The organism is Aedoeadaptatus nemausensis, from assembly GCF_903819165.1.
Classification (GTDB): Bacteria; Bacillota; Clostridia; order Tissierellales; family Peptoniphilaceae; genus Aedoeadaptatus; species Aedoeadaptatus nemausensis.
Genome location: NZ_CAIJCS010000014.1, coordinates 48,282 through 72,641, shown reverse-complemented (window position 1 = coordinate 72,641; position 24,360 = coordinate 48,282). Strand labels below are relative to the sequence as shown.

The 24,360-nt window shown below is 44.6% G+C and carries 24 protein-coding genes; all 24 read right to left on the bottom strand.

The window, feature by feature from the left end; translation table 11 throughout:
* Positions 1 to 12 precede the first annotated feature (12 nt).
* Positions 13 to 363 (bottom strand): 50S ribosomal protein L20, encoded by a 351-nt coding sequence (rplT, locus tag PEPTYR26121_RS01530; protein ID WP_068367814.1) that lies wholly within the window; start codon positions 361 to 363, stop codon positions 13 to 15.
* An 18-nt stretch (positions 364 to 381) separates the two neighbouring features.
* The gene (gene rpmI / locus PEPTYR26121_RS01525; RefSeq protein WP_180498524.1) at positions 382 to 573 is read right to left on the bottom strand and encodes a 50S ribosomal protein L35; all 192 of its coding nucleotides are present in this window, start codon (positions 571 to 573) and stop codon (positions 382 to 384) included.
* A gap of 14 nt (positions 574 to 587) precedes the next feature.
* Entirely contained in the window at positions 588 to 1,100 is a 513-nt protein-coding gene (gene infC / locus PEPTYR26121_RS01520) for a translation initiation factor IF-3 (protein ID WP_180499200.1), read from the bottom strand.
* Positions 1,101 to 1,255: 155 nt separating this feature from the next.
* Positions 1,256 to 1,888, bottom strand: coding sequence for a uridine kinase (gene udk, locus PEPTYR26121_RS01515; protein WP_281359973.1), 633 nt, complete (start codon positions 1,886 to 1,888; stop codon positions 1,256 to 1,258).
* Positions 1,884 to 3,104: a peptidase U32 family protein gene (locus PEPTYR26121_RS01510; protein ID WP_180498520.1), complete on the bottom strand. Its 1,221-nt coding sequence runs from the start codon at positions 3,102 to 3,104 to the stop codon at positions 1,884 to 1,886. The genes udk and PEPTYR26121_RS01510 overlap by 5 nt, the downstream gene beginning before the upstream one ends.
* Entirely contained in the window at positions 3,097 to 3,738 is a 642-nt protein-coding gene (locus PEPTYR26121_RS01505; RefSeq protein WP_180498519.1) for an O-methyltransferase, read from the bottom strand. Before PEPTYR26121_RS01505 ends, PEPTYR26121_RS01510 begins: the two co-directional genes overlap by 8 nt.
* Positions 3,739 to 3,766: 28 nt before the next feature.
* Positions 3,767 to 5,437 carry a ribonuclease J gene (locus PEPTYR26121_RS01500; protein ID WP_180498516.1) on the bottom strand — a complete coding sequence of 557 codons (1,671 nt, stop codon included), beginning with the start codon at positions 5,435 to 5,437 and terminating at the stop codon, positions 3,767 to 3,769.
* Positions 5,427 to 5,885: a Fur family transcriptional regulator gene (locus tag PEPTYR26121_RS01495; RefSeq protein WP_180498514.1), complete on the bottom strand. Its 459-nt coding sequence runs from the start codon at positions 5,883 to 5,885 to the stop codon at positions 5,427 to 5,429. The genes PEPTYR26121_RS01500 and PEPTYR26121_RS01495 overlap by 11 nt, the downstream gene beginning before the upstream one ends.
* 66 nt (positions 5,886 to 5,951) lie before the next feature.
* Positions 5,952 to 6,368, bottom strand: coding sequence for a Holliday junction resolvase RuvX (ruvX, locus tag PEPTYR26121_RS01490; protein ID WP_180498512.1), 417 nt, complete (start codon positions 6,366 to 6,368; stop codon positions 5,952 to 5,954).
* Entirely contained in the window at positions 6,369 to 7,310 is a 942-nt protein-coding gene (locus PEPTYR26121_RS01485; protein WP_180498510.1) for an aldo/keto reductase, read from the bottom strand.
* A gap of 45 nt (positions 7,311 to 7,355) precedes the next feature.
* On the bottom strand, positions 7,356 to 7,613 hold the full coding sequence (locus tag PEPTYR26121_RS01480; RefSeq protein ID WP_180498508.1) for an IreB family regulatory phosphoprotein: 258 nt from the start codon (positions 7,611 to 7,613) through the stop codon (positions 7,356 to 7,358).
* A gap of 48 nt (positions 7,614 to 7,661) precedes the next feature.
* A complete protein-coding gene (gene alaS, locus PEPTYR26121_RS01475) occupies positions 7,662 to 10,301 on the bottom strand; it encodes an alanine--tRNA ligase (RefSeq protein ID WP_180498506.1) in 2,640 nt (879 codons plus the stop codon).
* A 115-nt stretch (positions 10,302 to 10,416) separates the two neighbouring features.
* The gene (locus tag PEPTYR26121_RS01470; protein ID WP_180498504.1) at positions 10,417 to 11,655 is read right to left on the bottom strand and encodes an AI-2E family transporter; all 1,239 of its coding nucleotides are present in this window, start codon (positions 11,653 to 11,655) and stop codon (positions 10,417 to 10,419) included.
* 2 nt (positions 11,656 to 11,657) lie between these two features.
* Entirely contained in the window at positions 11,658 to 12,056 is a 399-nt protein-coding gene (locus PEPTYR26121_RS01465; RefSeq protein WP_180498502.1) for an RrF2 family transcriptional regulator, read from the bottom strand.
* A 67-nt stretch (positions 12,057 to 12,123) separates the two neighbouring features.
* Positions 12,124 to 14,532, bottom strand: coding sequence for a leucine--tRNA ligase (gene leuS, locus PEPTYR26121_RS01460; RefSeq protein ID WP_180498500.1), 2,409 nt, complete (start codon positions 14,530 to 14,532; stop codon positions 12,124 to 12,126).
* Positions 14,533 to 14,545: 13 nt separating this feature from the next.
* Complete coding sequence (asnS, locus tag PEPTYR26121_RS01455; protein ID WP_246285883.1) at positions 14,546 to 15,874, bottom strand: asparagine--tRNA ligase; 1,329 nt, start codon at positions 15,872 to 15,874, stop codon at positions 14,546 to 14,548.
* Between the two features lie 37 nt (positions 15,875 to 15,911).
* Positions 15,912 to 17,237, bottom strand: coding sequence for a replication-associated recombination protein A (locus PEPTYR26121_RS01450; RefSeq protein ID WP_180498496.1), 1,326 nt, complete (start codon positions 17,235 to 17,237; stop codon positions 15,912 to 15,914).
* Positions 17,238 to 17,239: 2 nt separating this feature from the next.
* Positions 17,240 to 17,707, bottom strand: coding sequence for a transcriptional regulator NrdR (gene nrdR / locus PEPTYR26121_RS01445; protein WP_180498494.1), 468 nt, complete (start codon positions 17,705 to 17,707; stop codon positions 17,240 to 17,242).
* A 54-nt stretch (positions 17,708 to 17,761) separates the two neighbouring features.
* Entirely contained in the window at positions 17,762 to 18,853 is a 1,092-nt protein-coding gene (ftsZ, locus tag PEPTYR26121_RS01440) for a cell division protein FtsZ (RefSeq protein WP_180498492.1), read from the bottom strand.
* A gap of 93 nt (positions 18,854 to 18,946) precedes the next feature.
* Positions 18,947 to 19,891, bottom strand: coding sequence for an FtsQ-type POTRA domain-containing protein (locus PEPTYR26121_RS01435; RefSeq protein ID WP_180498490.1), 945 nt, complete (start codon positions 19,889 to 19,891; stop codon positions 18,947 to 18,949).
* Complete coding sequence (gene murG / locus PEPTYR26121_RS01430; RefSeq protein WP_180498489.1) at positions 19,888 to 20,985, bottom strand: undecaprenyldiphospho-muramoylpentapeptide beta-N-acetylglucosaminyltransferase; 1,098 nt, start codon at positions 20,983 to 20,985, stop codon at positions 19,888 to 19,890. Before murG ends, PEPTYR26121_RS01435 begins: the two co-directional genes overlap by 4 nt.
* Positions 20,982 to 22,079 (bottom strand): FtsW/RodA/SpoVE family cell cycle protein, encoded by a 1,098-nt coding sequence (locus tag PEPTYR26121_RS01425; protein ID WP_180498488.1) that lies wholly within the window; start codon positions 22,077 to 22,079, stop codon positions 20,982 to 20,984. Before PEPTYR26121_RS01425 ends, murG begins: the two co-directional genes overlap by 4 nt.
* Before the next feature lie 7 nt (positions 22,080 to 22,086).
* Positions 22,087 to 23,394 carry a UDP-N-acetylmuramoyl-L-alanine--D-glutamate ligase gene (gene murD, locus PEPTYR26121_RS01420; protein WP_180498487.1) on the bottom strand — a complete coding sequence of 436 codons (1,308 nt, stop codon included), beginning with the start codon at positions 23,392 to 23,394 and terminating at the stop codon, positions 22,087 to 22,089.
* 9 nt (positions 23,395 to 23,403) lie between these two features.
* Complete coding sequence (gene mraY / locus PEPTYR26121_RS01415) at positions 23,404 to 24,360, bottom strand: phospho-N-acetylmuramoyl-pentapeptide-transferase (protein WP_180498486.1); 957 nt, start codon at positions 24,358 to 24,360, stop codon at positions 23,404 to 23,406.

The window sequence follows — 24,360 nt, the reverse complement described above, 5'->3', positions numbered from 1 at the left end:
AGGGTGTAGCAATTATTCTCCCTTAGCTACTTGAACAAGTTGTGCAAATGCTTCCGGGTCGTGAATTGCGAGCTCAGATAAAACCTTGCGGTTAATATCTACATTCGCTTTTTTAAGTCCGTTAATGAAACGACTATAGCTCATGCCGTTTAAACGAGCGGCAGCGTTGATTCTCGTAATCCAAAGTTTACGGAAATCTCTCTTCTTTTGCTTTCTACCTGCAAAGGCATAGCTCATGGAGCGCATAACCGCTTGGTTTGCTACTCTGTAAAGCTTGGATTTCGCACCAAAATAACCTTTTGCTTGCTTTAATACTTTTTTATGACGACGCTTTGCGTTTACGCCTCTTTTTACTCTTGCCATATCTTAACTACCCCCCGATTACGGAATCATATTGTCGATACGACGTGCATCGGCTGTGGAGACCATCGCTCCTTTTCTTAGATTACGCGTTCTCTTAGCCGTTTTTTTACCGGTCAAGTGACCTTTAAAGGCTTTAAATCTTCTGATTTTACCGGTTCCCGTTCTTTTGAATCGTTTTGCGGAACCTCTATGTGTTTTCATTTTACCCATAGCATTTCCTCCTATTAGTTATCTGACTTGGAACTGAAGAACATGACCATGCTTCTGCCTTCCATTTTAGGCTTCTTGTCGACTTCACCATACTCTGAAACAAGTTCGGTAAATTCATCAAGCACCTCGCGTCCGATTTCAGTATGGCCCATTTCTCTACCGCGGAAACGAACCGAAACCTTGACGCGATTTCCGTCCTTAAGGAAATCAATTGCTCTATTAGCCTTGGTGTTTAAGTCGTGGAACTCGATCTTAGGCGTGAGACGCAATTCCTTAACGGTTATGGTCTTTTGCTTTTTCTTGGATTCCTTTTCTCTTTTCATCATATCGTAACGATACTTACCGTAATCCAAGATTCTACACACCGGCGGTTTAGCTTGCGGTGCGATGTTTACGAGATCTAACTTAAATTCATCAGCAATTTCTCTTGCTTTGTCAATGGACACAACTCCCAATTGCTCTCCATCGGGATCTATGAGACGCACTTCTTTAGCGCGAATTTCACCATTGATTTGAACTTCCTTAATGACTAAACACCTCCATAGGCAACAAAAAAAGCGGGCACAAAAAAACCCGCTTTCACATAATCTGGAACAAACCTTAAAACGTGAGTCGTAAGGTGAGAAACGGACTTCTTCTTCATACAGATGGTAGTATATCAGGATTTTCTTCCATTGTCAAACTATTTCTTCCGTCCTTCTAAAATATGATCTACTTTAGTCTGAATCAAATCTACTGCCACTTTATTATAGCCGCCCTCCGGCACGATAATATCCGCATATCGTTTCGAGGGCTCAACAAATTGTAAATGGGCGGGACGCACTGTAGCCATATACTGATCGATAACGGAATCCAAGCTTCTCGCCCGCTCCTTCATATCCCGTTTGATTCGTCTTAAAATACGAACGTCACTGTCCGTATCGACGAATATTCGCATATCGAGGAGATCCAAAATACGCGGTTCGGAGAAAAGTAAAATGCCTTCGATCAGAATAATATCTTTCGGTTCCAATCGAACGGATTCTTTTTTACGATTATGCACTGAAAAGTCGTATTCCGGCATGTCGATGGCCTTCCCTTCCCGTAACATTTTTAAATGTTCGATAAAGAGATCGTTGTCGAATGCGAAAGGATGGTCGTAATTGGTCTTTTGGCGGTCTTCAAAAGACAGATGAGACTGATCTTTATAGTAATTATCTTGACGAATTACCGTACAACGTTCGCTTCCTGTTTTAGCATAGAGTTGTTCGGTTACGGTACTTTTTCCTGAACCTGATCCTCCGCAGAGGCCGATTAAAATTGGTCGCATATTAATCAATCTTCTTTCTGATCATATCTTTTGCTTCTACCGGTCGATCGAGACGGGCGGTAAAGATTTGGCGCGCTTTATTGGCCACATCTATTGCCTCTCCCTCTTCGTCGCGCATATCTTCTATTGTCCATAGGAAGTGATCCTTTTCGGGACCGAATATCTCCACTTCATCTCCTTCAAACAGACGATTGCGCTGTTCAATGGTAACCCTTTGATTTTTCTCATCGTAATCAAGGACGACGCCGACAAAATCATAATCTCTAATGTAGGTCGTGGAATCGCTGATCCCACGCGTATCCTTTGCCTCTCCATAATAGAATCCCGTAGTAAAATCTCTGTGGGAAACTTTTTGGATCTCCTCGAACAGCTTTTCATCGTACTTATAGTTCTCCGGGTCGGCGTAATAAGCGTCGATAGCCATGCGATAAGATCTGATGACGGTGGCGAGGTAGTAAGAACTCTTCACGCGCCCTTCGATTTTTAAGGATCGGATTCCCGCCTCGATAAGTTCATCGATATGTCCGATCATGGAAAGATCTTTAGAGTTTAAGATAAAACTACCCTCTTCCGAAGAATCGATTGGGAAATATTCCCCGGGGCGATTCTCTTCGACCAGATGATATTTATAGCGACAAGGCTGAGAGCAGTCTCCTTGATTAGCATCCCTTCCCGTCATGTAATTGCTTAGAAGGCAACGACCACTATAACTCATACACATGGCGCCGTGAACGAAAGTTTCGATCTCGATATTATTCACTCTGTTAACGATCGTCTTAATCTCTTCCAGAGAAAGCTCTCTCGCGAGCACTACCCTTTCGGCACCGAGATCGCGCCAAAATTTTACCGTATCGCTATTGGTAATGCTGCCTTGCGTACTCATATGGATGGGAATATTCGATACTTTTCTGACGCGCTGAAAGATTCCGGGATCGGAGACGATTACCGCATCGACGCCTATAGATTCCAAATCCCTTACATAATCTTCCAATCCTTCGAAGTCCTCGTCGTGGGGCACGATGTTTAAGGTGACGTGTACGGCCTTTCCCCGCTCGTGGGCATATTCTACCCCCTCTTTCATCGTTTCAAGAGGGAAATTTTTAGACGCCTTTCGCAGACCAAAGGCTTCGCCGCCCAAGTATACGGCGTCGGCGCCATAGTCGATGGCCGTCTTTAACTTCTCAAGATCTCCGGCCGGAGCCAGCAGTTCTACTTTATCCATGCAATCTCCTTATCATCAACACACCGTCTCCAATGGGAAGTAAATTTACGCTGAGTTCATCCGATTGAAAAACCCTGTGCAACATTCTCTTCAGTCTCTTTACGATGGTTATTTTACGACGTTTAAATAGTTCTTTTGACGCCAACATGCCGTGGAATAGCACATTATCCATACAAATGACGCCGTCTTTATTTAAAAGCCGCAAACACTCTTTAAGATACACTTCGTACTGACCTTTTGCCGCATCGATAAAGATGAAATCGTAAGATCCTTCGTCTTGTACGATGAACTCAGCTGCATCTCCTACGATAAGACGAACTCTTTTTTCCAGATTTTGGTTTTGAAAATGGGTTCTCGCATTAACGGCGCGATCGGCATCTAGTTCCACCGTGGTAATCTCCGCATCAGTCGCCTCCGCCATGACCGATGCGGAGTAACCGATGGCCGTTCCTAATTCTAAAATGGAACGGGGTTTTAAAACCGAGAGGAAAAAGGAAAGATAGTTCTCTACCTGTCGGTCGATAATGGGAACTTCTTCCTCCTCGGCAAAGCGTCGCATATCTTTCAAATAACCATCTTTTTCCGGTACGAGATCATTTATAAATTCTTCGATAAATGGTTCTGTCGTATACATGCTATAAAAAAGCCGGATAAACCGGCTATTATACATCCATGATAATGGGCAGGATCATGGGATTACGTCTCGTCTTTTTAAAGATAAAGTTTCTTAAGTCGTCGCGAATTTGCGATTTAATGGCAGACCACTCTTTTACATTGTTCTTTTTACAGTTCTCGACAGACTTCGATACAGTATTGCGCACTTCGTTCATCAAATCCGTGGACTCGCGAACGTAGACGAAACCTCTCGAAATAATATCGGGACCGGAGACCATCTCGCCTGACTTTTTATTCATGGCGATAATGGCGATAATCAAACCGTCTTCTGAGAGATGTTTTCTGTCTCGTAAAACGATATTACCGACATCGCCGATGCCCAGGCCGTCGATAAGAACCTGACCGGATTCCACATCTTTAACGCGATGGGCTTCTGTTCTGTTCATCTCGAGGCACGCACCGTTTTCAAGCATAAAAATATTATTTTTGGGAATGCCCATTCTCTGTGCCACTTCCATATGTTTTAATAAATGCTTAACTTCACCGTGAACGGGGATGAAGAACTTCGGTTTTAGAAGGCTGAGCATGAGCTTATGCTCTTCTTGATAGGCGTGTCCGGAAACGTGAATTTCAGAAAGGGATTCATAGATTACGCGGACCCCTTTATCCAACAGGCTGTTGATGACGGTGTTGACCGCATTTTCATTACCCGGAATGGGATGAGAAGAGAGAATGATCACATCTTCTTTTGCCAATTGAATCTGTTTATGCTGACCGTTTGCAATACGGGTCATGGCACTCATAGGCTCCCCTTGGCTGCCGGTGGTGATTAATACCAGCTGCTTGGGATTGTAGCGATGCATGTCTTTAATATCGACGATAGTATTTTTCTTTACCCTTAAATAGCCGAGATTTTGGGCGATACCCATAACATTAAGCATGCTGCGCCCGCTTAATACGACCTTGCGATTATAGCGTTCGGCGGCATTGATTATCTGCTGAATTCTAAATACATTCGATGCGAAAGTGGCGATTATAATACGATTATTCTTCATAAGAGCAAATAGTCGATCAAGTGTGGCGCCGACTTTCCGCTCGCTCATAGAGAATCCTTCACGAAGAACGTTCGTAGATTCACTGAATAATGCCAATACTCCTTTGTCGCCGATTTCAGCCAAGCGATTTAAGTCGATAGGTGCTCCCGCAATGGGGGTAAAGTCTACCTTAAAGTCGCCGGTGTGCACTAAGACACCTAAAGGCGTGGTAATAGCAAGGGCGGCCGCATCGGGAATAGAGTGGTTGACGCTGATCCATTCCACATCGAAATGTTTGCCTATCTTCATGGGCTTTTTATAGCTTACGGTAACCAGTTTTGAAGAACGCAGCAAGCGATGTTCCTTCAATTTATTTTCAAGAAGTGCCAAAGTGAGCTTCGTTCCGTAAACGGGCACATTAATTTGTTTTAGAATATAGGGCACGGCACCGATATGGTCTTCGTGACCGTGTGTAATAACAATGCCTTTCAGTTTTTTCTGATTTTTTAATATATAGCTGATATCGGGAATAACCACATCGATTCCCGGCATATCGTCTTCCGGAAAGGTCATGCCACAGTCGATAAGTATCATTTCGTCACGATACTCTATGACCGTCATGTTCTTTCCAACTTCTTGTAATCCTCCAAGAGGAATGATCCGAAGTTTTTCCTTAGTCTTCATGAGACTCTCCTTTCATTTTCTGTCCGCATTCTTCACAAATGCCGTAAAATTTTAAATTATGATCCGTTATATGAAAATGGACCGTACGTTCAATCTCTTCTTCCAAGTCATCGAGTAAATCCACATTTACTTCCGTAATTTTGTGGCACTTATTACAAACCAAATGGTGGTGAATATGCTTTTCATCTCTCATACGGCGTTCATAACGTGTCGTTCCGTCGGGAAGGGTCAAGGCCGTTAAAAAGCCGATCTCTTCTAAAAGACTTACGGCGCGATATACCGTAGCGATGCCGATCTCAGGCATCTTTTTCGAGGCGTATTGAAACACTTCCTCCGTCGTCATATGTTCGTCATCGTGGTCGATAAAAACATCCATTACCACTTGCCGTTGCTTCGTATATTTGAATCCTTTATCTTGCAAATAATCTTTATATTTGTTTGCTGGCATAGTTTACCCACCATTTCTCTAAATATGACATCTTGACATCAAAAGCACGCCTTCAGTGGCGTAAAATTAAAGGGACTGTTGATCTAAATAAGTCTGCAAAATAAGAACGGCCGCCACTTTATCTACATGCTTTTTCCTGTTCTCTCGCCGCACGCCGCCTTCAATAAGGCTGCGAGTGGCGGAAGCGGTCGTTAAGCGCTCATCCACAAATTCAATCTCCATGTCGAGAGCTTCTTTTAAATAGTCAGCATAATTCATCGTCCGCGTCGCTTGAAATCCCATAGAATTGTTCATATTTTTGGGAAGCCCGATGATCAGCTTCTCCACACGATATTCGTCAATAATGCTCTTTAAAGCTTTTACATCTTCGGCTTTTGAGCTTCTTATTATCGTCGTAACCCCTTGGGCTAAAATACCGAGAGGATCGGATACGGCGACGCCGATGGTCTTATTTCCTATATCTAGGCCTAGTACTCTGTTCATTTAAATCACTTTAATGCAAAATTCAGGGCATACTGTGGCACAGTATCCACACAAAATACAGTTTTCGTTGGGGACGGCTTTTCCATCGATGACGCGGATACCGTTTTGTTTACAGCGCTTTTCACAGCTACCGCAACCGATACAATAATCACCGATAATTAAATGCCGTTTTTTACCGGAAACGTCTTTTAAAGCCTCCTCATTTTCACGATTCTGTAAAAATAAGTCGGCATTATAGTCGATTTCACTCTTGGATTGCATGCCGATAGCCGTGGAGTCGATTCCTTGTTGCTCGCGGATCCATTGAAGGGACTCGCGATTCTCCTGAATCAAATGACCGCCGCCTAAGGCCTTCATGGAATAAATACCGATGCCCTTGTCGTGGCGCGCTTTAATGGCGTTCATCATTTGCTCGGCGGTGCCGTCTTGGATCCCGATTCCCTTGCGATTAATAATCGGGTGAATCACTTCGATTTCCGGAAACAGCGCCGTCGCATTGACACATCCGATAAAATGCGTAGAAATACCTACGGCACGAATTATACCCTCATCTTTAAACTGTTTTAGACGCTCTAAAGCCTCGCGGTGGCCTTTAAGCGTCAAAAGAGACTCCTGCTCGTGGAGCATAAAGATGTCGATATAATCGGTGTTTAATTCCCTTAGGGCTTTTTTTACACTTTCCTCCGCCGTTTTGGCGTCGTAGCAATATGCTTTCGACGTAATTACCCATTCTTCGCGACCTAACTCTCTTATAGCCTCGCGAATGTAGGCGTAGTTATCATAAATTTCCGCAGTATCTATAAAGTTAATACCCTTTTCCCGGGCATATACTAATAATTCCGTGCCCTTTTTTAAAGATAAATTCGCCTGAAATCTCGAAAAAGTTAGCGAGCCAAAACATAAAGGCGATACTTCGATCCCCGTCTTACCTAATATAGCCATAAATCTCCTTATAACATTAGAATAGAGATGAGCCTGGGCCCATCTCTATTTTTCTTTTAAATAGAATTTTAACAACTCTGCTAAAAGCTCGTCACGTTCAATTGATTGTATAATGCTCCGCGCATCTCGATGACTTGTTATATAGGTGGGATCTCCGGATAATATATAGCCAATAATTTGATCGACCGGGTCATATCCCTTGTCCTCAAGTGCATGAAACACTACGGTCATACCTGAACGAATTTTCTCGCTGTCGCCGCCTGATTTTTCAAATATATGCGTTTCAAACTGATTATTGTCCATATAATCTCCTCCATAAGAGTATTATAGCACAAATATCAGATTACGACATTATTTTCCAATAGCCTGTAATATTTCTGTCACACTATCCATTGCTTCCGCAACCTTCGATGGATCCTTCGCTCCGGCTGTCGCCATGTCCGGACGGCCACCGCCGCCACCGCCTGCGATTTTCGCCACTTCTTTTACTATATTTCCGGCTTTATAGCCTTTATCGATAGCTGATTTAGGTGCGGCACATACGAAATTCAATTTGTCGTCATTAAGTGTTGACAGAACGACTATAGCGTCGTTTTTATCGCGCATGGTTTCCGCCATATTTCGCAAATCTTCCACGGATACATTTTCAAAACTTCCGCGAACTAAGGAAATATCGCCGATCTTTTCCACCTCGCCGATTGCATCGCTCATCTTGGACTTTGCAATTTCGGCATTCAATCGATTAAGCTCTTTTTCTAAAGCTTTCTCGTTATCTAAATGGGTCTTTAATTTTTCAAGAACATTGCCGTCTGTCGTTTTTAAGAGTTGAGCGACTTCTTTCACCAAATAATCTTTATCTTTCGTAAAGCGGTAAGCGCCCGGTCCGGTAACTGTTTCCATGCGACGGACGCCGGCAGAAATTCCGTTTTCCGATAAGATTTTAAACATACCGATTTGTGCGGTGTTGTCCACATGCGTACCGCCGCAAAGTTCTTTCGAGTAGTCTCCCATGCTGACGACGCGGACCTCATCCCCGTATTTATTTTCGAAAAGTCCGACAGCGCCGTCGGCCTTAGCCTCTTCATAGGATAAAAGCTCGGTTTTTACGGGAAGGGATTCAAAGATTTTCCGGTTAACCAATTCTTCTATCGCCTTGATGTCCTCTTCTGAAACCCCTTCATAATGTGTAAAGTCAAACCGCATCATACCAGGCGCAACGTAAGACCCCGCTTGATTTACGTGATCTCCCAGTACGTCTTTTAGAGCTTGGTGCAATAAGTGAGTGACCGAGTGGTTTCTGCGGATCATCTCCCGTCGATCTTCTTCTACATAGGCGTCGACCTGTCCGACCTTCGCATTACCTTCTAAGACCTTTCCGATGCAGTAAATATGTCCGCTCTTCGTCTTTTGGGTGTCTTCCACTTCTACGGTAAAACCGTCTCCTTTTAAGATACCGCTATCGCCGATTTGGCCGCCGCTTTCTGCATAAAATGGCGTAGGATCCAGGTAGAAAATGCCGCTTTTTCCTGCTTCAAGGACATCTACTTCTTTATCTTCGGAAATGACGTGCAAAAGATCGGCGTCTTTAACGCTTAAGGTATCATATCCCACGAATGTGGTTTCTTCGGCAATATCGTTAAAGTCGAAGCCGCCACCCGATGCCCAACCGATATTGTCGGAGTCATCACGGGCGTCACGTGCGCGATTTTTTTGTGCTTCCATGGCTTCGTTAAATCCTTCTTCGTCGAGGATCATCCCGTTTTCTTCGAGGATTTCTATCGTTAAATCTACAGGGAATCCATAGGTATCGTAAAGTTTAAAAGCATCTGAACCGGAAAACTCGTTAATTCCGTCGCGCTTTTTGTTTTCAATCTCAGTCTCGAGAAGGTTCATACCCGTTTCAAGAGTCTTTAAGAAACGCTCTTCTTCTCTCAAGATGACGCGTCCGATGACCTCGCGATTTTCATCCAGCTCCGTGTATTGCACCTTCCAGGAGTCGATAACCATGTCGGCGAGCTTATATAAAAATGCGTCGTGGATACCGAGATTGCGTCCGTGTTTTGCCGCACGTCGCGTCAATCGTCTTTCCACATAGCCTCTTCCCTCATTAGACGGAATAATGGAGTCGGAGATCATAAAGGTAATGGCACGAATATGGTCGGTAATCACGCGAACCGATTCGTCCATTTTAGCATCGGTACCATAGGTGTAATTTGCCATGCGGCAAACTTCTTCCAAAATATCGTGAATTGCATCGATTTCAAAAATATTATTCGTATCTTGAAGGACGGTAGCAATACGTTCTAAGCCCATGCCCGTATCGATATTGGGATGCTTCAAGGGGTGGTACTCCCCTTCTTCATCCTTATCAAATTGAGTAAAGACCAGGTTCCACACTTCAATATAGCGATCACATTCACATCCGGGCTTACAGTTCGGATCGCCACAGCCGTGCTTTTCGCCACGGTCGAAGTAGATTTCCGAGCACGGTCCCGACGGGCCTACGGCCAATTCCCAGAAGTTATCGTCTTTTCCCAAGCGAACGATTCGCTCCGCCGGAAGTCCGACTTCCTCATTCCAAATGCGGAAAGCTTCGTCGTCGTCCAGATAAACCGTCGCCCATAGACGTTCCGGGTCGATTTCCAATACATCTGTCAGAAATTCCCAGGCCCAGGGAATGACTTCGGATTTAAAATAATCGCCGAAGGAGAAGTTCCCGAGCATTTCAAAGAAAGTGGCGTGGCGATCGGTCTTCCCTACATTTTCAATATCACCGGTTCGAATACATTTTTGTGATGTGCATACCCGTGATGCGGGAGGCGTCGCTTCTCCAGTAAAGTATTTTTTCATCGGCGCCATACCCGCCCCGATTAAGAGCAGGGATTTATCGTTTTGAGGAACTAAAGAAAAGCTCGGCAAGGCCAAGTGCTCTTTACTCTCAAAAAACTCCAAAAAAGCGCTTCTAATATCGTGTAATCCCAATGGTTTCATGTTTCCTCCCGCTGATCTAGATAGTTTTGATTATGATTAAAATTATAAAGTTGCATGAATAGAATGTCAATTTGAATACTTTATTCAAATAAATAAGCGGCGGCAAAGCCGTCGCTTATTGTACTTTTTTCACTTCATTTTTACGTTGTCGATGATCTCTCCATTTCATCACGGTGAAGTTTTTGAGAATGGTTAATATTGAGAAGACAGGAACCGATAAAATCATGCCGATCACGCCGAAGGTTCCGCCTCCTATAACGATACATAGTAGGACGACCGCCGGATGAAGGCCTGTCCGTTTCCCTAAAATCTTCGGGGCAAATAGGTTGTTTTCCGCCCATTGTAGGAAGACGAAGAAAATACTTACCCATATTGCCTTGGTCCAGGAATCCATAACGGAGAAGAAAAAGGCCGGTACGAAAGCCAGAAACGGTCCGATATAGGGGATAATATCGGCGACGATAGTGATTAGTCCGATGGCGACTGCAAAGTTCACGCCGAGAATTAAAAGCATGATAGTTGTCGTGACGCCGACGATTACCGCGAGCAAAAGCTTGCCCTTTACAAATTCCAACATGGCGGTATTAATTTCAGACGCCAGATAAAGAATGTCCGAGCGATAGCTCGAGGGGATCATTTTATACATTTTAACCTTGATCCTATTTTTATCGACTGTAAAGTAATAGGTCAAAATTAAAACCAGAATAAAACTTACTATTCTTCCGAAGGCGGCGTACATTCCCGATGCCATCGAACGCAATCGATCCAATAAACTGGTTTGCAATGAGTTCAGATACTGCTCGATTCCGTCTTGGACATTGTTCAGGATACGACTCATATCGATATTGGTTACTTTTTCAATATGATCTGCCGAATCCAGTATCCTAAGATTCAAATCGTTTACTAAATTCGGAAGAGATGTGAAAAGATTCCGAAGTTCCTCTACGGTCTTCGGCAATACCACGAGGAACAATACGACGAAAATCAAGATAAACCCGATGTAGACGATAAGCACGCCCAGTCGCCTGGAGATCTTTTTCGTCTCCAAGTAGCTTACCAAAGGATTAATGATATAAGCGAGTATCATCGAGATTACAATAGCTGCTAGTGTCGTCGGCAGTACGGGAAACCGCTGAAATACATAGCGAATAATTATAAAGAGGAGAATCGCCGATAAAAAGAGTCCGACGCGTCTCAAATCCAATCGTATTCGCTTGCTCTTATCGATGTATTGGTTTCCGATATTAATTAAATAATAGACGCTAAGACCTATTAAAAGAATCAACAACAATCCGCGGAGCACCACGAGAAAGTTAGGGGTAACCGCATCGAAGAATGAATCAACTTGTACCATGGCTACCTCATATCTGCAAGTGTCATAGAGTATAAGACATCGTCGACTTCTTCTTGAATGCGATCCAAGATCGATTTAGCTGAGCAATCATGGCCTCTTTCACAATTATGAGCATCGTCGCTGCTGCAGCAGGAAAAAGCCATTTCGCCTTCCAATGCCGCAATAACATCACCTATGGCAATATTTTCAGGCGGTTCTGTAAGCACATAGCCTCCTTGAGCACCACGAATACTCTTTACCAAATTGCGTTTTTTTAAGCGTGAAAACAATTGTTCTAAATAAGCCACGCTGAGCCCTTCCTGTTCAGCTATATAGTTAACCGAAAGGGGGCCTCCACCATAATTATTTGCCAAATGGTACATGGCCATGAGGCCGTAACGACCTCTTGTCGATAACTTCATGTCTTCACCTCCTTAATTCCGAGTAATTCTATATGAATAAGATACTCTAAAGAAAGCGCACTGTCAATTATTTGATGACAATGTTTAATATCTTTCCGGGCACGTAAATTTCTTTAACGACGGTCTTGCCTTCCGTTTGTTTCGCAAAATCTTCGTGTTCGTGAACCACATTAAATGCCTCTTCCTGAGAAGCATTTCGATTTAAAACCACTTTATAGCGAACTTTTCCGTTAAATTGAACGGGAACCTCGATCTCGTCTTCCACCGTTTTGGCTTCGTCATATTCCGGCCAACGGGCATCGCATAAATTACCGCCTAGCTCGAGCATTTCCCAAAGCTCTTCGGTCATATGAGGCGCCACGGGATTTAATAGGATGAGGAAATCTTTAAATTCTTTTCGATTGACCCCTTCTTTTTGGAAGAAGTTTACCATGGTCATCAATTGTGCAATAGCTGTATTCGCTTTTAAATGTTCGTAGTCGTAGCTGACTTTTTTAATGCTTTGATGCATTAAAGTTTCAGATTCCTTGCGATAGCTGTCGCCGTCAAGAATATCATCCGCCAAATACCAGACTCTTTCCAAGAAGCGTCTGCAGCCTTTTACACCGTTCTCAGACCAGGGAACGGATTTTTCAAAGTCACCGATAAACATTTCATAGGTTCTCAGCGTATCGGCGCCGTAACGATCGACAATGTCGTCGGGATTAACTACATTTCCACGGCTCTTGCTCATCTTTCCGCCGTCTTCCCCTAAAATCATGCCGTGACTCGTCCGCTTTTGATAGGGCTCTTCGGTGGTCACCACGCCGATATCGTAGAGGAATTTATGCCAAAAGCGAGAGTACAATAAGTGGAGTGTTGTATGCTCCATGCCGCCATTGTACCAATCCACAGGCATAAAGTATTCGAGGGCATCTTTAGAGGCTAAGAATTCGTCGTTATTAGGATCCGTGTAGCGTAAATAATACCAACTGCTGCCTGCCCATTGAGGCATGGTGTCCGTTTCTCTCTTAGCGGGCTTGCCGCATTTCGGGCAGGTAGTATTCACCCAGTCGTCCACTTCAGAGAGAGGACTTTGACCGTTGTCTGTTGGTTCATAATTTTCCACTTCGGGAAGCTCGAGAGGCAACTCCTCTTCCGGAACGGGAACCCAACCGCAATCGTCGCAGTGGATCAAGGGGATCGGTTCTCCCCAGTAGCGTTGTCTCGAGAAAACCCAGTCTCTTAATTTATAATTAGTTTGTTTCTTGCCGAGGCCCTTTTCCGTAATCCATTGGATCATGGTCTCGATAGCGTCTTCCACGGATTTTCCGTTAAGAAAATCGGAGTTGATCATAATGCCTTCGGATACATCGGTATAGGCCTCTTCCTCAACATTTCCCCCTTCGATAACGGGAATAATGGGAAGATTAAATTTTTTGGCGAACTCCCAGTCTCTTTGGTCGTGTCCGGGAACCGACATAATGGCGCCGGTACCGTAGGTCATCAAGACATAGTCGGAAATCCAAATGGGAATTTCTTTACCATTGGCAGGATTAATGCCTACGAGTCCTTTTAGAGGTACACCGGTCTTTTCTTTAGAAAGCTCTGTTCGCTCGAAATCGGATTTCTTTTCAACTTCCGAAAGATAAGACTTTACTTCATCCATATTTTCAATCTTGTGAGCATACTCCGTTACGAGAGGATGCTCAGGTGCAACAACCATGTAGGTCGCACCGAAAAGGGTGTCGGGCCGTGTCGTAAAGACTTGGAGGACCTCGTCCGTATCCTTCACTTTAAAGTGAATTTCGGCGCCGACGCTCTTTCCGATCCAGTTGCGTTGTTGAATCTTAACAGGCTCGATAAAATCTACCGTATCCAAACCTTCCAGTAGGCGATCGGCATATTCCGTGATGCGAAGCATCCATTGACTGCGGCGACGATGTTTTACGACGGTGCCGCAGCGCTCGCATTTGCCACCGACGACCTCTTCATTGGCGAGGCCGACTTTACAGGAGGGGCACCAGTTTACGGGCATCTCCTCTTTATAGGCCAGGCCTTTTTTAAATAATTGCAGGAAAATCCATTGTGTCCAACGATAATATTTCGGATCTGTCGTATTGATTTCACGACTCCAATCGAAACTGAATCCCAAGCTCTTTAATTGCTTCTTGAAGTTGGCGATGTTTCGTTCCGTAACGATTCGCGGATGGATTTTGTTTTTAATTGCGTAGTTTTCTGTAGGAAGGCCGAAAGCATCCCATCCCATGGTAAAGATTACATTTTCGCCTTCATAGCGTCTTTTGCGAGCTACGATATCGAGGGCCGTGTAGGGCCTCGGGTGGCCGACGTGAAGACCCTGTCCGGAAGGATAGGGGAACTCTACCAAGGGATAAAATTTCTTTTTCCCCGGTTCTAAGGTCGCCTTATAAGTTTCGTGTTCGTCCCAAAAGTCTTGCCATTTCTTCTCTATCTGTTTCGGATCATATGCTTTCATGGGATTGCCCTTTCTAAAATTCTGCATTGCCTACGGTTCTCGGGAAGGGAATGACGTCGCGAATGTTCTTCATACCGGTAATATACATGACGGCACGCTCAAACCCTAAACCGTATCCGGAGTGAACGACGCTTCCGTAACGGCGCAAGTCGAGATACCACTCGTAATTGTCTCCTGTTAAACCCAGGTCCTTCATCTTAGCTTCCAAAACGTCTAAACGCTCTTCTCTTTGGGAGCCTCCGATAATTTCGCCGATACCCGGAACGAGTAAGTCCATAGCGGCGACGGTCTTTTTATCTTCATTTTCTCTCATATAGAAAGCTTTGATTTCCTTGGGATAGTCTGTAATAAAGACGGGTTTTTTATAGACCTCTTCGGTGATATAACGTTCATGTTCCGTTTGAAGATCGATACCCCAGGAAACGGGATACTTAAATTCACGATCACATTTCTCTAAAATATCGATAGCTTCAGTGTAGGTGATGCGGACGAAATCCGATTCTACAACATTTTTCAAGCGATCGATCAGGCCTTTGTCGATAAAGGAGTTAAAGAACTCGAGTTCTCTTGGGGCGTGCTCAAAGACATAGTTGATAATGTATTTAAGCATATCTTCCGCGACATCCATGTTTACATTGAGGTCGGCAAAGGCCATTTCCGGCTCGATCATCCAAAACTCCGCCGCGTGGCGTTGGGTGTTGGAGTTCTCTGCACGGAATGTAGGCCCGAAGGTGTATACGTCTCTAAACGCGAGGGCGTAAGCTTCCGCCTGCAATTGACCGCTTACCGTAAGATTGGCGTGTTTTCCGAAAAAGTCTTCTTCGAAATCGATAGAACCGTCTTTCTTAGGTACGTTATTTAAATCAAATGTGGTAACTTGGAACATTTCCCCCGCCCCTTCGGCGTCGGATGCCGTAATAATAGGCGTGTGAACGTAAACGAAGTTTCGTTGTTGGAAAAATTCGTGAATGGCAAAGGCGATTAAACTGCGTACACGGAACACGGCTTGGAACGTATTGGTTCTCGGACGTAGATGGGCTTTGGTACGTAAATATTCAAATGTGTGGCGCTTCTTTTGAAGCGGATAGTCCGCTTCCGCCAGGTGAAGAGGTTCAATTTTTGTCGCGTGAATTTCAATGGGTTGCTTTGCCCCGGGGCTTTCTACCAGATTCCCCTCCACGCGAATGGAACTGTAAAGAGGATATTTGGAAATCTCTTTAAAATTTTCAATATCGCCTTCATACACAACTTGGATACCGTCGAATCCACTGCCGTCGGTCAGTTGAATAAAGCCGAAGTTTTTAGAATCTCTCGATGTCTTGATCCAGCCTTCCAACACCATTTGTTGGTCCAAATAATCATTGTAATGTTCTAATACTTCACGAATTTTCACTCTCGTCCTCCTGATATAGTTTATTTAAGTATCTATTAATAATCTCTTCATGCCCTCGATTCGAGGGTTCGTAGTATTTCGTCTCATCCATGTCTAAAGGCAAGTAGCGCTGAGAAACATATCCTCCGGGATAATCGTGAGGGTAACGATACCCTTCGTGTTCCTCCAGGGGCTGGTGCTGATCCCTTAAATAAGGAGGAATCACCTTCCCCACTCCCCGCTTTACATCGTCCAAAGCACGATTAATGGCCATATAGCTTCGATTGCTCTTTGGCGCCGTCGCCAAATAAGTCGCCGCTTGCGCCAGGGTGATTCTCCCCTCAGGCATGCCGATCACTCGAAGTGTTTGAAACGCGGAGACCGCCATGGTAATAGCGTAGGGATCGGCATTTCCAATGTCTTCCGATGCTGAAATCATCATACGTCTTGCGATATATTCGGGCTCTTCGCCCGAGTCCAGCATTTTCGCCAGATAAAAAACGGCGGCATCCGGATCCGAACCGCGAATGGATTTTATAAAAGCGGAAATGGTATCGTAATGCTCGTTTCCGTCTCGATCATAGCGATGGGAACGCTTTAAAGAGGATTCCGACACATCCTTTGCAGTAATAAATATAGTGCCATTCTCTTTAGGCGATGTGCTCAAAACGCAGACCTCTAAAAGATTCAGCGCCGAACGTCCGTCACCGTGAGCCATGGCAATTAGATTCTCAAAAGCTCCCGCCTCAAACTGAATATCTTCTTTCCCGAATCCTCGCACTTGGTCTCGAAGGGCACGCCTCAAAAGCTCTCCTACGGCCTCGTCGTCCAGAGGTTTCAGCTGAACCACCTGCAGACGGGAAAGTAAGGCGGAGTTTACGTAAAAATAGGGATTTTCCGTCGTGGCGCCCATTAAAATAATCTTGCCTTTTTCCACATAGGGAAGCAGGACATCTTGTTGAGATTTATTGAATCGGTGGATTTCGTCGAGAAAAAGCACGGTCTCCTGGCCTTGCCCTCCCAACCGGTCTTCAGCTTCCGTTAGTACTTCTCGAAGTTCTTTAACATTGCTCGTAACGGCACTTATGGCGACAAAGGCACGATTGGACGCCTTGGCGACAATTTCTGCGAGCGTCGTCTTACCGATGCCCGGGGGACCGTAGAATAAAAGGGACGGCAAATAGCGAGTATGCAAAATGCGATCGATATACTTACCCTTCCCTACTACGTGATCCTGGCCTACGTAATCTTCAAGCTTTCTCGGCCGCATGCGCTCGGCGAGCGGCGCCGTATCCTTTAGGCGATTGTTCATCTGAAATTCAAATAAATCCATAATCACCTACTTTTTTCGTCGCGTGCCTTAAGTTCTTCCAGCTCCTTTAAAAAACTGTCGATGTCCTGAAAACGCCTGTAAACTGATGCAAACCGTACATAAGCTACCTCATCCAGATCCTTAAGACGCTCCAAAATCATTTCGCCGATTTCCTCGCTGGTAATTTGCTTTACCATTTTGCTCTGAAGGGTGGCTTCAATATCGTCGACCAGGGCTTCCATAGACTCCAGGGTCACCGGCCGCTTTTCACAAGATTTGATCAGGCCCTTTAATATTTTATTGCGATCGAATACGTCGATACCGCCACTTTTCTTTTTAACGGTCATAGGCGTCACTTCGATCTGTTCGTAGGTCGTGAATCGTCTACCGCAGGCAATACACTCTCTCCTGCGCCTAATGGACGCGCCTTCCTCCGTCGGGCGAGAGTCGACAACCTTCGAATCTAGATGATGACAATAGGGACAGCGCATGATTCACCTCCTAAAAAACAAAAGACGTATCCCGCAGGATACGTCAATAATTTACTATCTCATTCTGCGAAGAAAATCCGGAATATTTAACTCGTCGTCTTTTTCTTTCTTGCCGGATCCGCTCACTTTTTCATTTTGATCGTCTTTAGAGACATTGAAGCCCTTCGTTTGTTTTTTCGACTTATCGTCGTCATCTTGATCAAATTCCGTAGCGATGACGGTGATCTTCACTTGATCCTTCAAGGATTCATCGATACCGGCACCGAAGATAATATTGGCATCTTCATCGACGGTGGAACGAATTAAATCGGCCGCTTCGTTCATTTCAAACATACCCAGGTCGTTACCGGAGGTAATGTTTAACAGAACGGATTTAGCTCCTTGAATAGAGGTTTCGAGTAAAGGACTTTCTACGGCATTGCGCGCAGCTTCAGTTGCTCTATCGTCTCCGGAAGCGTAACCGATACCCATGTGAGCGATGCCCTTGTCATGCATAACGGTTTTAACGTCTGCAAAGTCGAGGTTAATAACATTGGGGACGCTGATGAGTTCGGAGATACCTTGAATACCTTGTTTCAAGATTTCATCCGCCATGACGAAAGCTTCCGAGAAAGTGGTCTTCTTGTCGGAAATATTAAACAGTCTGTCGTTGGGAATAATAACCAAAGTATCGACTTTGTCTCTTAATTCTTCAATACCGCGAATAGCTTGTTTCGTACGGCGAGCACCTTCAAAAGAGAAGGGCTTCGTTACGACGCCTACGGTCAATGCGCCTAAATCTTTCGCTACATCGGCAATAATTGGGGCTGCTCCCGTACCGGTACCGCCGCCCATGCCGGCAGTAATAAATACCATGTCCGCTCCGCTTAAGGCTTCGCGAATTTCATCCAGGCTTTCTTCAGCCGATTGTTCGCCGATGTCCGGGTTTGCGCCGGCACCGAGGCCTCTTGTTACTTTTTCGCCGATTTGAATCTTCGTCTCAGCTAAAGAGTTTTTTAGAGCTTGACGATCGGTATTAATAGCGAGAAATTCTACGCCGCGAACGCCGGCGTTAATCATACGGTTGACGGCATTGTTTCCACCGCCTCCTACACCTGCAACTTTAATTTTTGCAAATTCTTCATGATCCATATCAAAATCCAACATTTAAATCCTCCTAATTCGCGCACATAAGCCATGAAATCAAATCAATTTATTACATTTTATAGAGAAAATCAGTACAAGTCAAGAAAAGGCGTACTACCTCGTTTCATGCTCTTTCTCGGCACTGCGTTTTTGTTCTTTATTCTCTTCATCCTCATTGTTTTTAGAATCTTTTTTTGAGGATTCTTCTCCTTCTTTCTCCATCTTTTCGCTTTTATTTTTAGTTTGAGATGTATTCCCTTCTTCCAATTGCCCGTCGACTTCTTCATCGCTTAAATCCTCATCCATGGAAGAGGGTTTTACCGCAACGGGATGATCTCCCTGATCCAGATAAATCTCGCGATAAGTTTCATCTTTAAGTTTCATCTCTTTGCGAATTTCTTCAAGTTGTTTTACCTTATATTCGGCATCGTTAAAACTTTGAATATGAACGATGGTTCCATCCGAAAATGAAATCTTTACGCCTCGATCCAATATGGCCAGTGTATTGATATCCTTTTTTATTTCAGAAAGAAAGAGAGCTTGAATCATGGCAATCTTCTTTTCATTACCCGTTTCCTTAAGAGCTACCTGACCGAGCTTGACCCCTCTTGTGGGGATTCCCGTAATCTTCGGAAGACTCGTGTCATAGGATCTGGTCTTAGCGAGAGCTTTAAAATTTTCGTTAACGAGTATATATCCGTCCCCGCTGTAAAGCTGAGCAGACGGCACCTCTTCTTTTATTGAGACGGTTAAGGTATGAGGAAAGGAAAGGCCGATGTCTGCACTTTTTACATAAGGTAATTGCTCCAAGCGATTCTTCAGGCTCTTCCTATCCATTGTGAGGTAACTTTTGTTTACATAATCGTCTGTGATTTGGCGAATGGTCGCCTTCGGAACAACCTTCGCTCCTGAGATCGCCACTTCCTGAGTAGCCGTAAGAGATGAAAACAAAAAGCATCCGCCGGCGATAATCGCGATTAAAACGACGACAAGTAGGATTCGGCGATTGCGATATTTCCGCTTGAGCTTTTTCTTTCTCTTCCGCCTTTTCTCCGTCATGAGGACACCACCTCTAAAATGGCGTCAACAATTTCTTCCGTTCCCTTAGGGTTAATAAGACCATAGGCAGCATTTCCCATAGCTCGACATGCTTCCTCATTATCGAGCAGCCTCTTCATGACCTCGAGCAATACCTGTCCATTTAAATCTTTTTCTTCGATTACCTCCGCCGCATCGGCTTTTTTATAACTCATGGCATTATGGTATTGATGATTACCTGCCGTGTAAGCCTTGGGGATAAGGATCGAGGGCAAGTGCATTGCACTGATTTCTGCAAGGGTCATGGCGGAAGAAGACGCAACCACGAGTTTCGCTACGGCGAGAAACTCCGGAATTTGATGAGAATAATCGAGAATAGTATAGGAATTCTCGTCGACTTCAGGCATTCGCTCTACAAAACCTTCGTAATGTTCCTTCCCCGTAATGTGTACGAGATGGAAGGGAAGCTCTTTGTAATGTCCCATTATTTCTAAAATCGCTTCATTTGTAGATTCCTGACCGCCACTACCGCCGAAAGAAAGTACCAAGGATTTTTCATTCCCGAGACCTAAATTTTCCAGCGCTTTTTCTCTTTGTACCTTCTGAAAGCTGGAGCGAATAGGATTACCCGTGTAAAGCTTTTTAGCATGATCGGGAAAATAATGCTCCGCCTCCTTAAAGCTGTATGCGATAAGATCGACGCGCTTCGCCAGAAGGCGGTTGGTCTTTCCCGGATAGGCGTTTTGTTCCTGAATCACCGTTTTTATATTTTTTCTTTGGGCTTTCAGTACGATGGGCGCACATACATAGCCTCCTGTACCGATAACCACATCGGGCTCAAACTCCTTCAGTATCTCTCCCGCATCGTGTAGACCTCGTAAAAGTTCCATCATAGTGAGGATGGACTCTTTGTTGATTTTTTTTCGGGGAAAGCCCTTGATATGCACAGGAGCAAATTTCAATCCTTCTTTCTTAGCCAACTCCTCTTCCATGCTGTCTTTTTTTCCTACATAGAGAATGTCCACATCCTCTACTTTATTTTTTAACGCTTCACCTATGGCCAAAGCTGGATAAATATGGCCTCCGGTGCCGCCACCTGAGAGAATTACTTTCAACGTGACGCTCCTTTCGCAGATAGTCTGAGTAAAATGCCGCTCATTCCCATTACGAGAATGAGAGCGGTACCGCCATAAGAGATAAAGGGTAAGGTTAATCCCGTAACGGGCAAAAGTCCCACGGCGACGCCCATGTTAAAAAAAGCTTGAAATCCAATGGATACGACGATCCCCGTCGCTACCAGTTTTTCGTAAAATTTTCTCTGCATTCTGACCGTCTGAAAGCCTCTCGCTATAAAAATCGCAAAAAGCAAGATCACGACGACAGAGCCGATCAAGCCGAATTCCTGACCGATAACCGCAAAGATAAAGTCATTGTATGCTTCCGGCAAACGATTAAATGTTCGATGGGCGTTAAAATAACCGACTCCCGTAATGGATCCGATGCCGATGGAATAAAGAGAATTGGCCAGTTGCCAATCCGTATTCCCTATATCGTCGAAGGGATCTAAAAAGGAGGTAAGTCGTTTCATACGATAGGGTACGCGAAGGACAAACCCATAGATACCCATCGCACCTAAGGAAAGGATGGCGATCAGTTCCGAGAAACTCATGCCGGAAATAAAAAACATACTCATCAGACTGATAGTAATGACGCTCGCCGAAGAAAAATCCTCGATGACGACGATCCCCGCCGAAACGCCGATGACGAAGAGTATCGGTAGAAAACCTTGACGCCTCCCCCTTTTTCTGTGAATCGTGCAAAGATGAGCCACAAAAAAAATAGAGGTGTACTTGAGCAGATCCGAGGGCATAAATTGAAAATTAGTTTTCGGAATGGCCAGCCAGCGAGTAGCACCGTTAACTGTAACGCCCATACCCGTAAAAAGGGCTAAACATAAAATCATGCTGAAGACCCAAAGGGGCATGGCCAATTTTCTGAGGATTTTAAGTGGCGTGCCGTATCCGGCGATACAGGCAATGATGCCGATAACGAGGAATACGACATGACGCTTAAAGTAATAGCTTCCGTCGCCGAATTCCTTCAGGCCCTCTCCCCACGAACTGGAGGCCACCATGAACACGCCGACAATAAGCAGCATGATGATGGAAGCCAGCAACACAGGATCTACATATTTTTTAATTTGAGACATAGCCTCATCAGCTCCGCTTTTCTAAAATTAACGCTTTAAACCGATCCCCTCGTTCTTCATAACTCTTAAACTGATCCCATGAAGCGCAGGCCGGAGACAGCAATAAAATGTCCCCTTCTTCACTGTCGTCCAAGGCTTCTTCCGTCGCCTCTTCCATAGTTTCAAAGACATGAATATTCCGAACGCCTTCTTCCCGTGCCTCCTCTTCCATAATACTTTTCGTTTCTCCGAAAAGATATAAGCCGGCAATACCCTCGTGATGGCGCTTAAAGAGTTCTTTAAAATCACTGCCTTTGTCGTAACCGCCTGCCAGTAAACGTACCGGCCGCGAGAAACTTGCCAGAGCTACATCGGTGGAATCGGGATTGGTTCCCTTAGAGTCGTTATAGGCATCCACCCCTCCGATAGCCGCCACATACTCCATACGGTGATCTTTACCGCGGTATGACATAAGGGTGTTGCGAATAGATTCTACATCTACGCCCATAATATAAGCAGCTAAGGAAGCTTCCAGCGCATTGCGTACATTATGATCGCCTACGAGAAGCATCTCGTCACGATCCATTAAATAGATCGTTTCGCCGCCTAAAACGAGATAAAGTTTATCCCCGTCCCTGTAGGCTCCGTCCTGTTGAATGGGCGTCGTGCTTACTACAAGAGGAGATTCCAGCTCCTCGCCCGTCATGGCGAGATAAGGATCGTCTATATTTAAAATTAAGTAATCGCCTTCTCCTTGATTTTTATATATATTCTTTTTACTTTCGCGGTAAGAATCTACGGATTTATGATGGTCTAAATGATCCTCTGTAATATTAGTTAATATCGCCACTTTCGGTTTGAATTCGTCGATGGTTTCCAATTGAAAACTCGAACATTCGATGACGAGAATATCGTCTTTACCGGCGCGCTTTGCAATGGGCAAAATGCCGATGCCGATATTGCCTCCCACATAGGCCACTTTCCCGCCGTCAATTAAGAGATGGTAGAGCAGATCCGTAACCGTCGTCTTGCCGTTGGTGCCGGTAATGGCGAGAAAATTTTCGCACTCGGAAATACGGTAGGCGACTTCGATGTCCGAAAGTACGGGGATTCCTCGCTCCTCCAATTCCGGCAAAATGCCTTGATCCAGTGGAATGCTTGGGCTTTTGATGACGAAATCAATAGCCTCCCCGTCGTACACGGGAAGACCTTCCGCCAGATCAAAGTGGGACGGATCGTCGTCGTAGACATAAAGCGTATTATCGTCGCCCAAAGCATCGATGGCGCTCAGGCCGGTTTTCCCCAAGCCGTAAACTAATATCTTTTTGTTTTTCATAGTACACCCCTAAAAAATCAGGAAATAACTGATCACGCAAAGAACAATTTCGACGATGGAAAATAAACCGACGATTTGAACTTCATTCATTCCTTTATGCTCAAAATGATGATGGATGGGACTCATTAAAAAGACTCTTTTGCCCCTGGTTTTAAAAGAAACTACCTGGATGATCACAGAGAGAGTCTCGATAAAATAAATTCCGCAACAAATGGGAAGCAGTAATGGTAGATTGAGCAAAATGGCCACCGCTACGACGGCACCTCCAAGCGCCAAAGAGCCCGTATCCCCCATAAATACTTTTGCAGGATATTTATTATAGAACAAAAATCCTAAAAGAGCTCCAGCCATTACCAGACAAAACAGGGTGATGGATGTTCGACCCATCTTATAACTTACGAGGGAGAAAAATAACATGACGATGATGGTAACTGAGGAAGATAACCCGTCGAGACCGTCTGTTAAGTTTACAGAGTTTACCGTTCCGACGACGACGAAAATAATGAAAGGAATAAACATAATACCCATTTCCCATGTTGTGCCTCTACCGGGAACCAACATAGCCGTGGATAAGCCGTCGGATGTGCGAATCAATACATAGAGTAAAACGGCGATCAAGATTTGAGCCAGAAGTTTTTGACGCGCTGTAAAACCCAGGTTTCGCTTGTGGACGACTTTTAAATAGTCGTCTACAAAACCCACAAGGCCAAAGCCCAGTGTGGAGATAAATAAAACCATCGCTTCATAGGTTAAATTTTTGATTACCAAGGTAGCTAAAATAGCGGATGTTAAAAAGATAATGCCGCCGATAGTGGGGGTACCCGCCTTCACCAGGTGAGATTGGGGCCCGTCTTCCCGAATTTCCTGACCAGCGTGTAACCTTCTTAACATGGGGATAAAGTAGTGCCCCCCTATTAAACTGAAAATAAGTCCCAGGCCAAAACTGATTGGCAAAGTTGTAAACAT

Bases quoted from the DNA above. Each gene is read 5' to 3' on its own strand.
- rplT (WP_068367814.1), bottom strand. From the start codon at position 363: ATGGCAAGAGTAAAAAGAGGCGTAAACGCAAAGCGTCGTCATAAAAAA.
- rpmI (WP_180498524.1), bottom strand. From the start codon at position 573: ATGGGTAAAATGAAAACACATAGAGGTTCCGCAAAACGATTCAAAAGA.
- PEPTYR26121_RS01510 (WP_180498520.1), bottom strand. From the start codon at position 3,104: ATGGATAAAGTAGAACTGCTGGCTCCGGCCGGAGATCTTGAGAAGTTA.
- PEPTYR26121_RS01505 (WP_180498519.1), bottom strand. From the start codon at position 3,738: ATGTATACGACAGAACCATTTATCGAAGAATTTATAAATGATCTCGTA.
- PEPTYR26121_RS01500 (WP_180498516.1), bottom strand. From the start codon at position 5,437: ATGAAGACTAAGGAAAAACTTCGGATCATTCCTCTTGGAGGATTACAA.
- PEPTYR26121_RS01495 (WP_180498514.1), bottom strand. From the start codon at position 5,885: ATGCCAGCAAACAAATATAAAGATTATTTGCAAGATAAAGGATTCAAA.
- ruvX (WP_180498512.1), bottom strand. From the start codon at position 6,368: ATGAACAGAGTACTAGGCCTAGATATAGGAAATAAGACCATCGGCGTC.
- PEPTYR26121_RS01485 (WP_180498510.1), bottom strand. From the start codon at position 7,310: ATGGCTATATTAGGTAAGACGGGGATCGAAGTATCGCCTTTATGTTTT.
- PEPTYR26121_RS01480 (WP_180498508.1), bottom strand. From the start codon at position 7,613: ATGGACAATAATCAGTTTGAAACGCATATATTTGAAAAATCAGGCGGC.
- alaS (WP_180498506.1), bottom strand. From the start codon at position 10,301: ATGAAACCATTGGGATTACACGATATTAGAAGCGCTTTTTTGGAGTTT.
- PEPTYR26121_RS01470 (WP_180498504.1), bottom strand. From the start codon at position 11,655: ATGGTACAAGTTGATTCATTCTTCGATGCGGTTACCCCTAACTTTCTC.
- PEPTYR26121_RS01465 (WP_180498502.1), bottom strand. From the start codon at position 12,056: ATGAAGTTATCGACAAGAGGTCGTTACGGCCTCATGGCCATGTACCAT.
- leuS (WP_180498500.1), bottom strand. From the start codon at position 14,532: ATGAAAGCATATGATCCGAAACAGATAGAGAAGAAATGGCAAGACTTT.
- asnS (WP_246285883.1), bottom strand. From the start codon at position 15,874: ATGGTGTTGGAAGGCTGGATCAAGACATCGAGAGATTCTAAAAACTTC.
- PEPTYR26121_RS01450 (WP_180498496.1), bottom strand. From the start codon at position 17,237: ATGGATTTATTTGAATTTCAGATGAACAATCGCCTAAAGGATACGGCG.
- nrdR (WP_180498494.1), bottom strand. From the start codon at position 17,707: ATGCGCTGTCCCTATTGTCATCATCTAGATTCGAAGGTTGTCGACTCT.
- ftsZ (WP_180498492.1), bottom strand. From the start codon at position 18,853: ATGTTGGATTTTGATATGGATCATGAAGAATTTGCAAAAATTAAAGTT.
- PEPTYR26121_RS01435 (WP_180498490.1), bottom strand. From the start codon at position 19,891: ATGACGGAGAAAAGGCGGAAGAGAAAGAAAAAGCTCAAGCGGAAATAT.
- PEPTYR26121_RS01425 (WP_180498488.1), bottom strand. From the start codon at position 22,079: ATGTCTCAAATTAAAAAATATGTAGATCCTGTGTTGCTGGCTTCCATC.
- murD (WP_180498487.1), bottom strand. From the start codon at position 23,394: ATGAAAAACAAAAAGATATTAGTTTACGGCTTGGGGAAAACCGGCCTG.
- mraY (WP_180498486.1), bottom strand. From the start codon at position 24,360: ATGTTTACAACTTTGCCAATCAGTTTTGGCCTGGGACTTATTTTCAGT.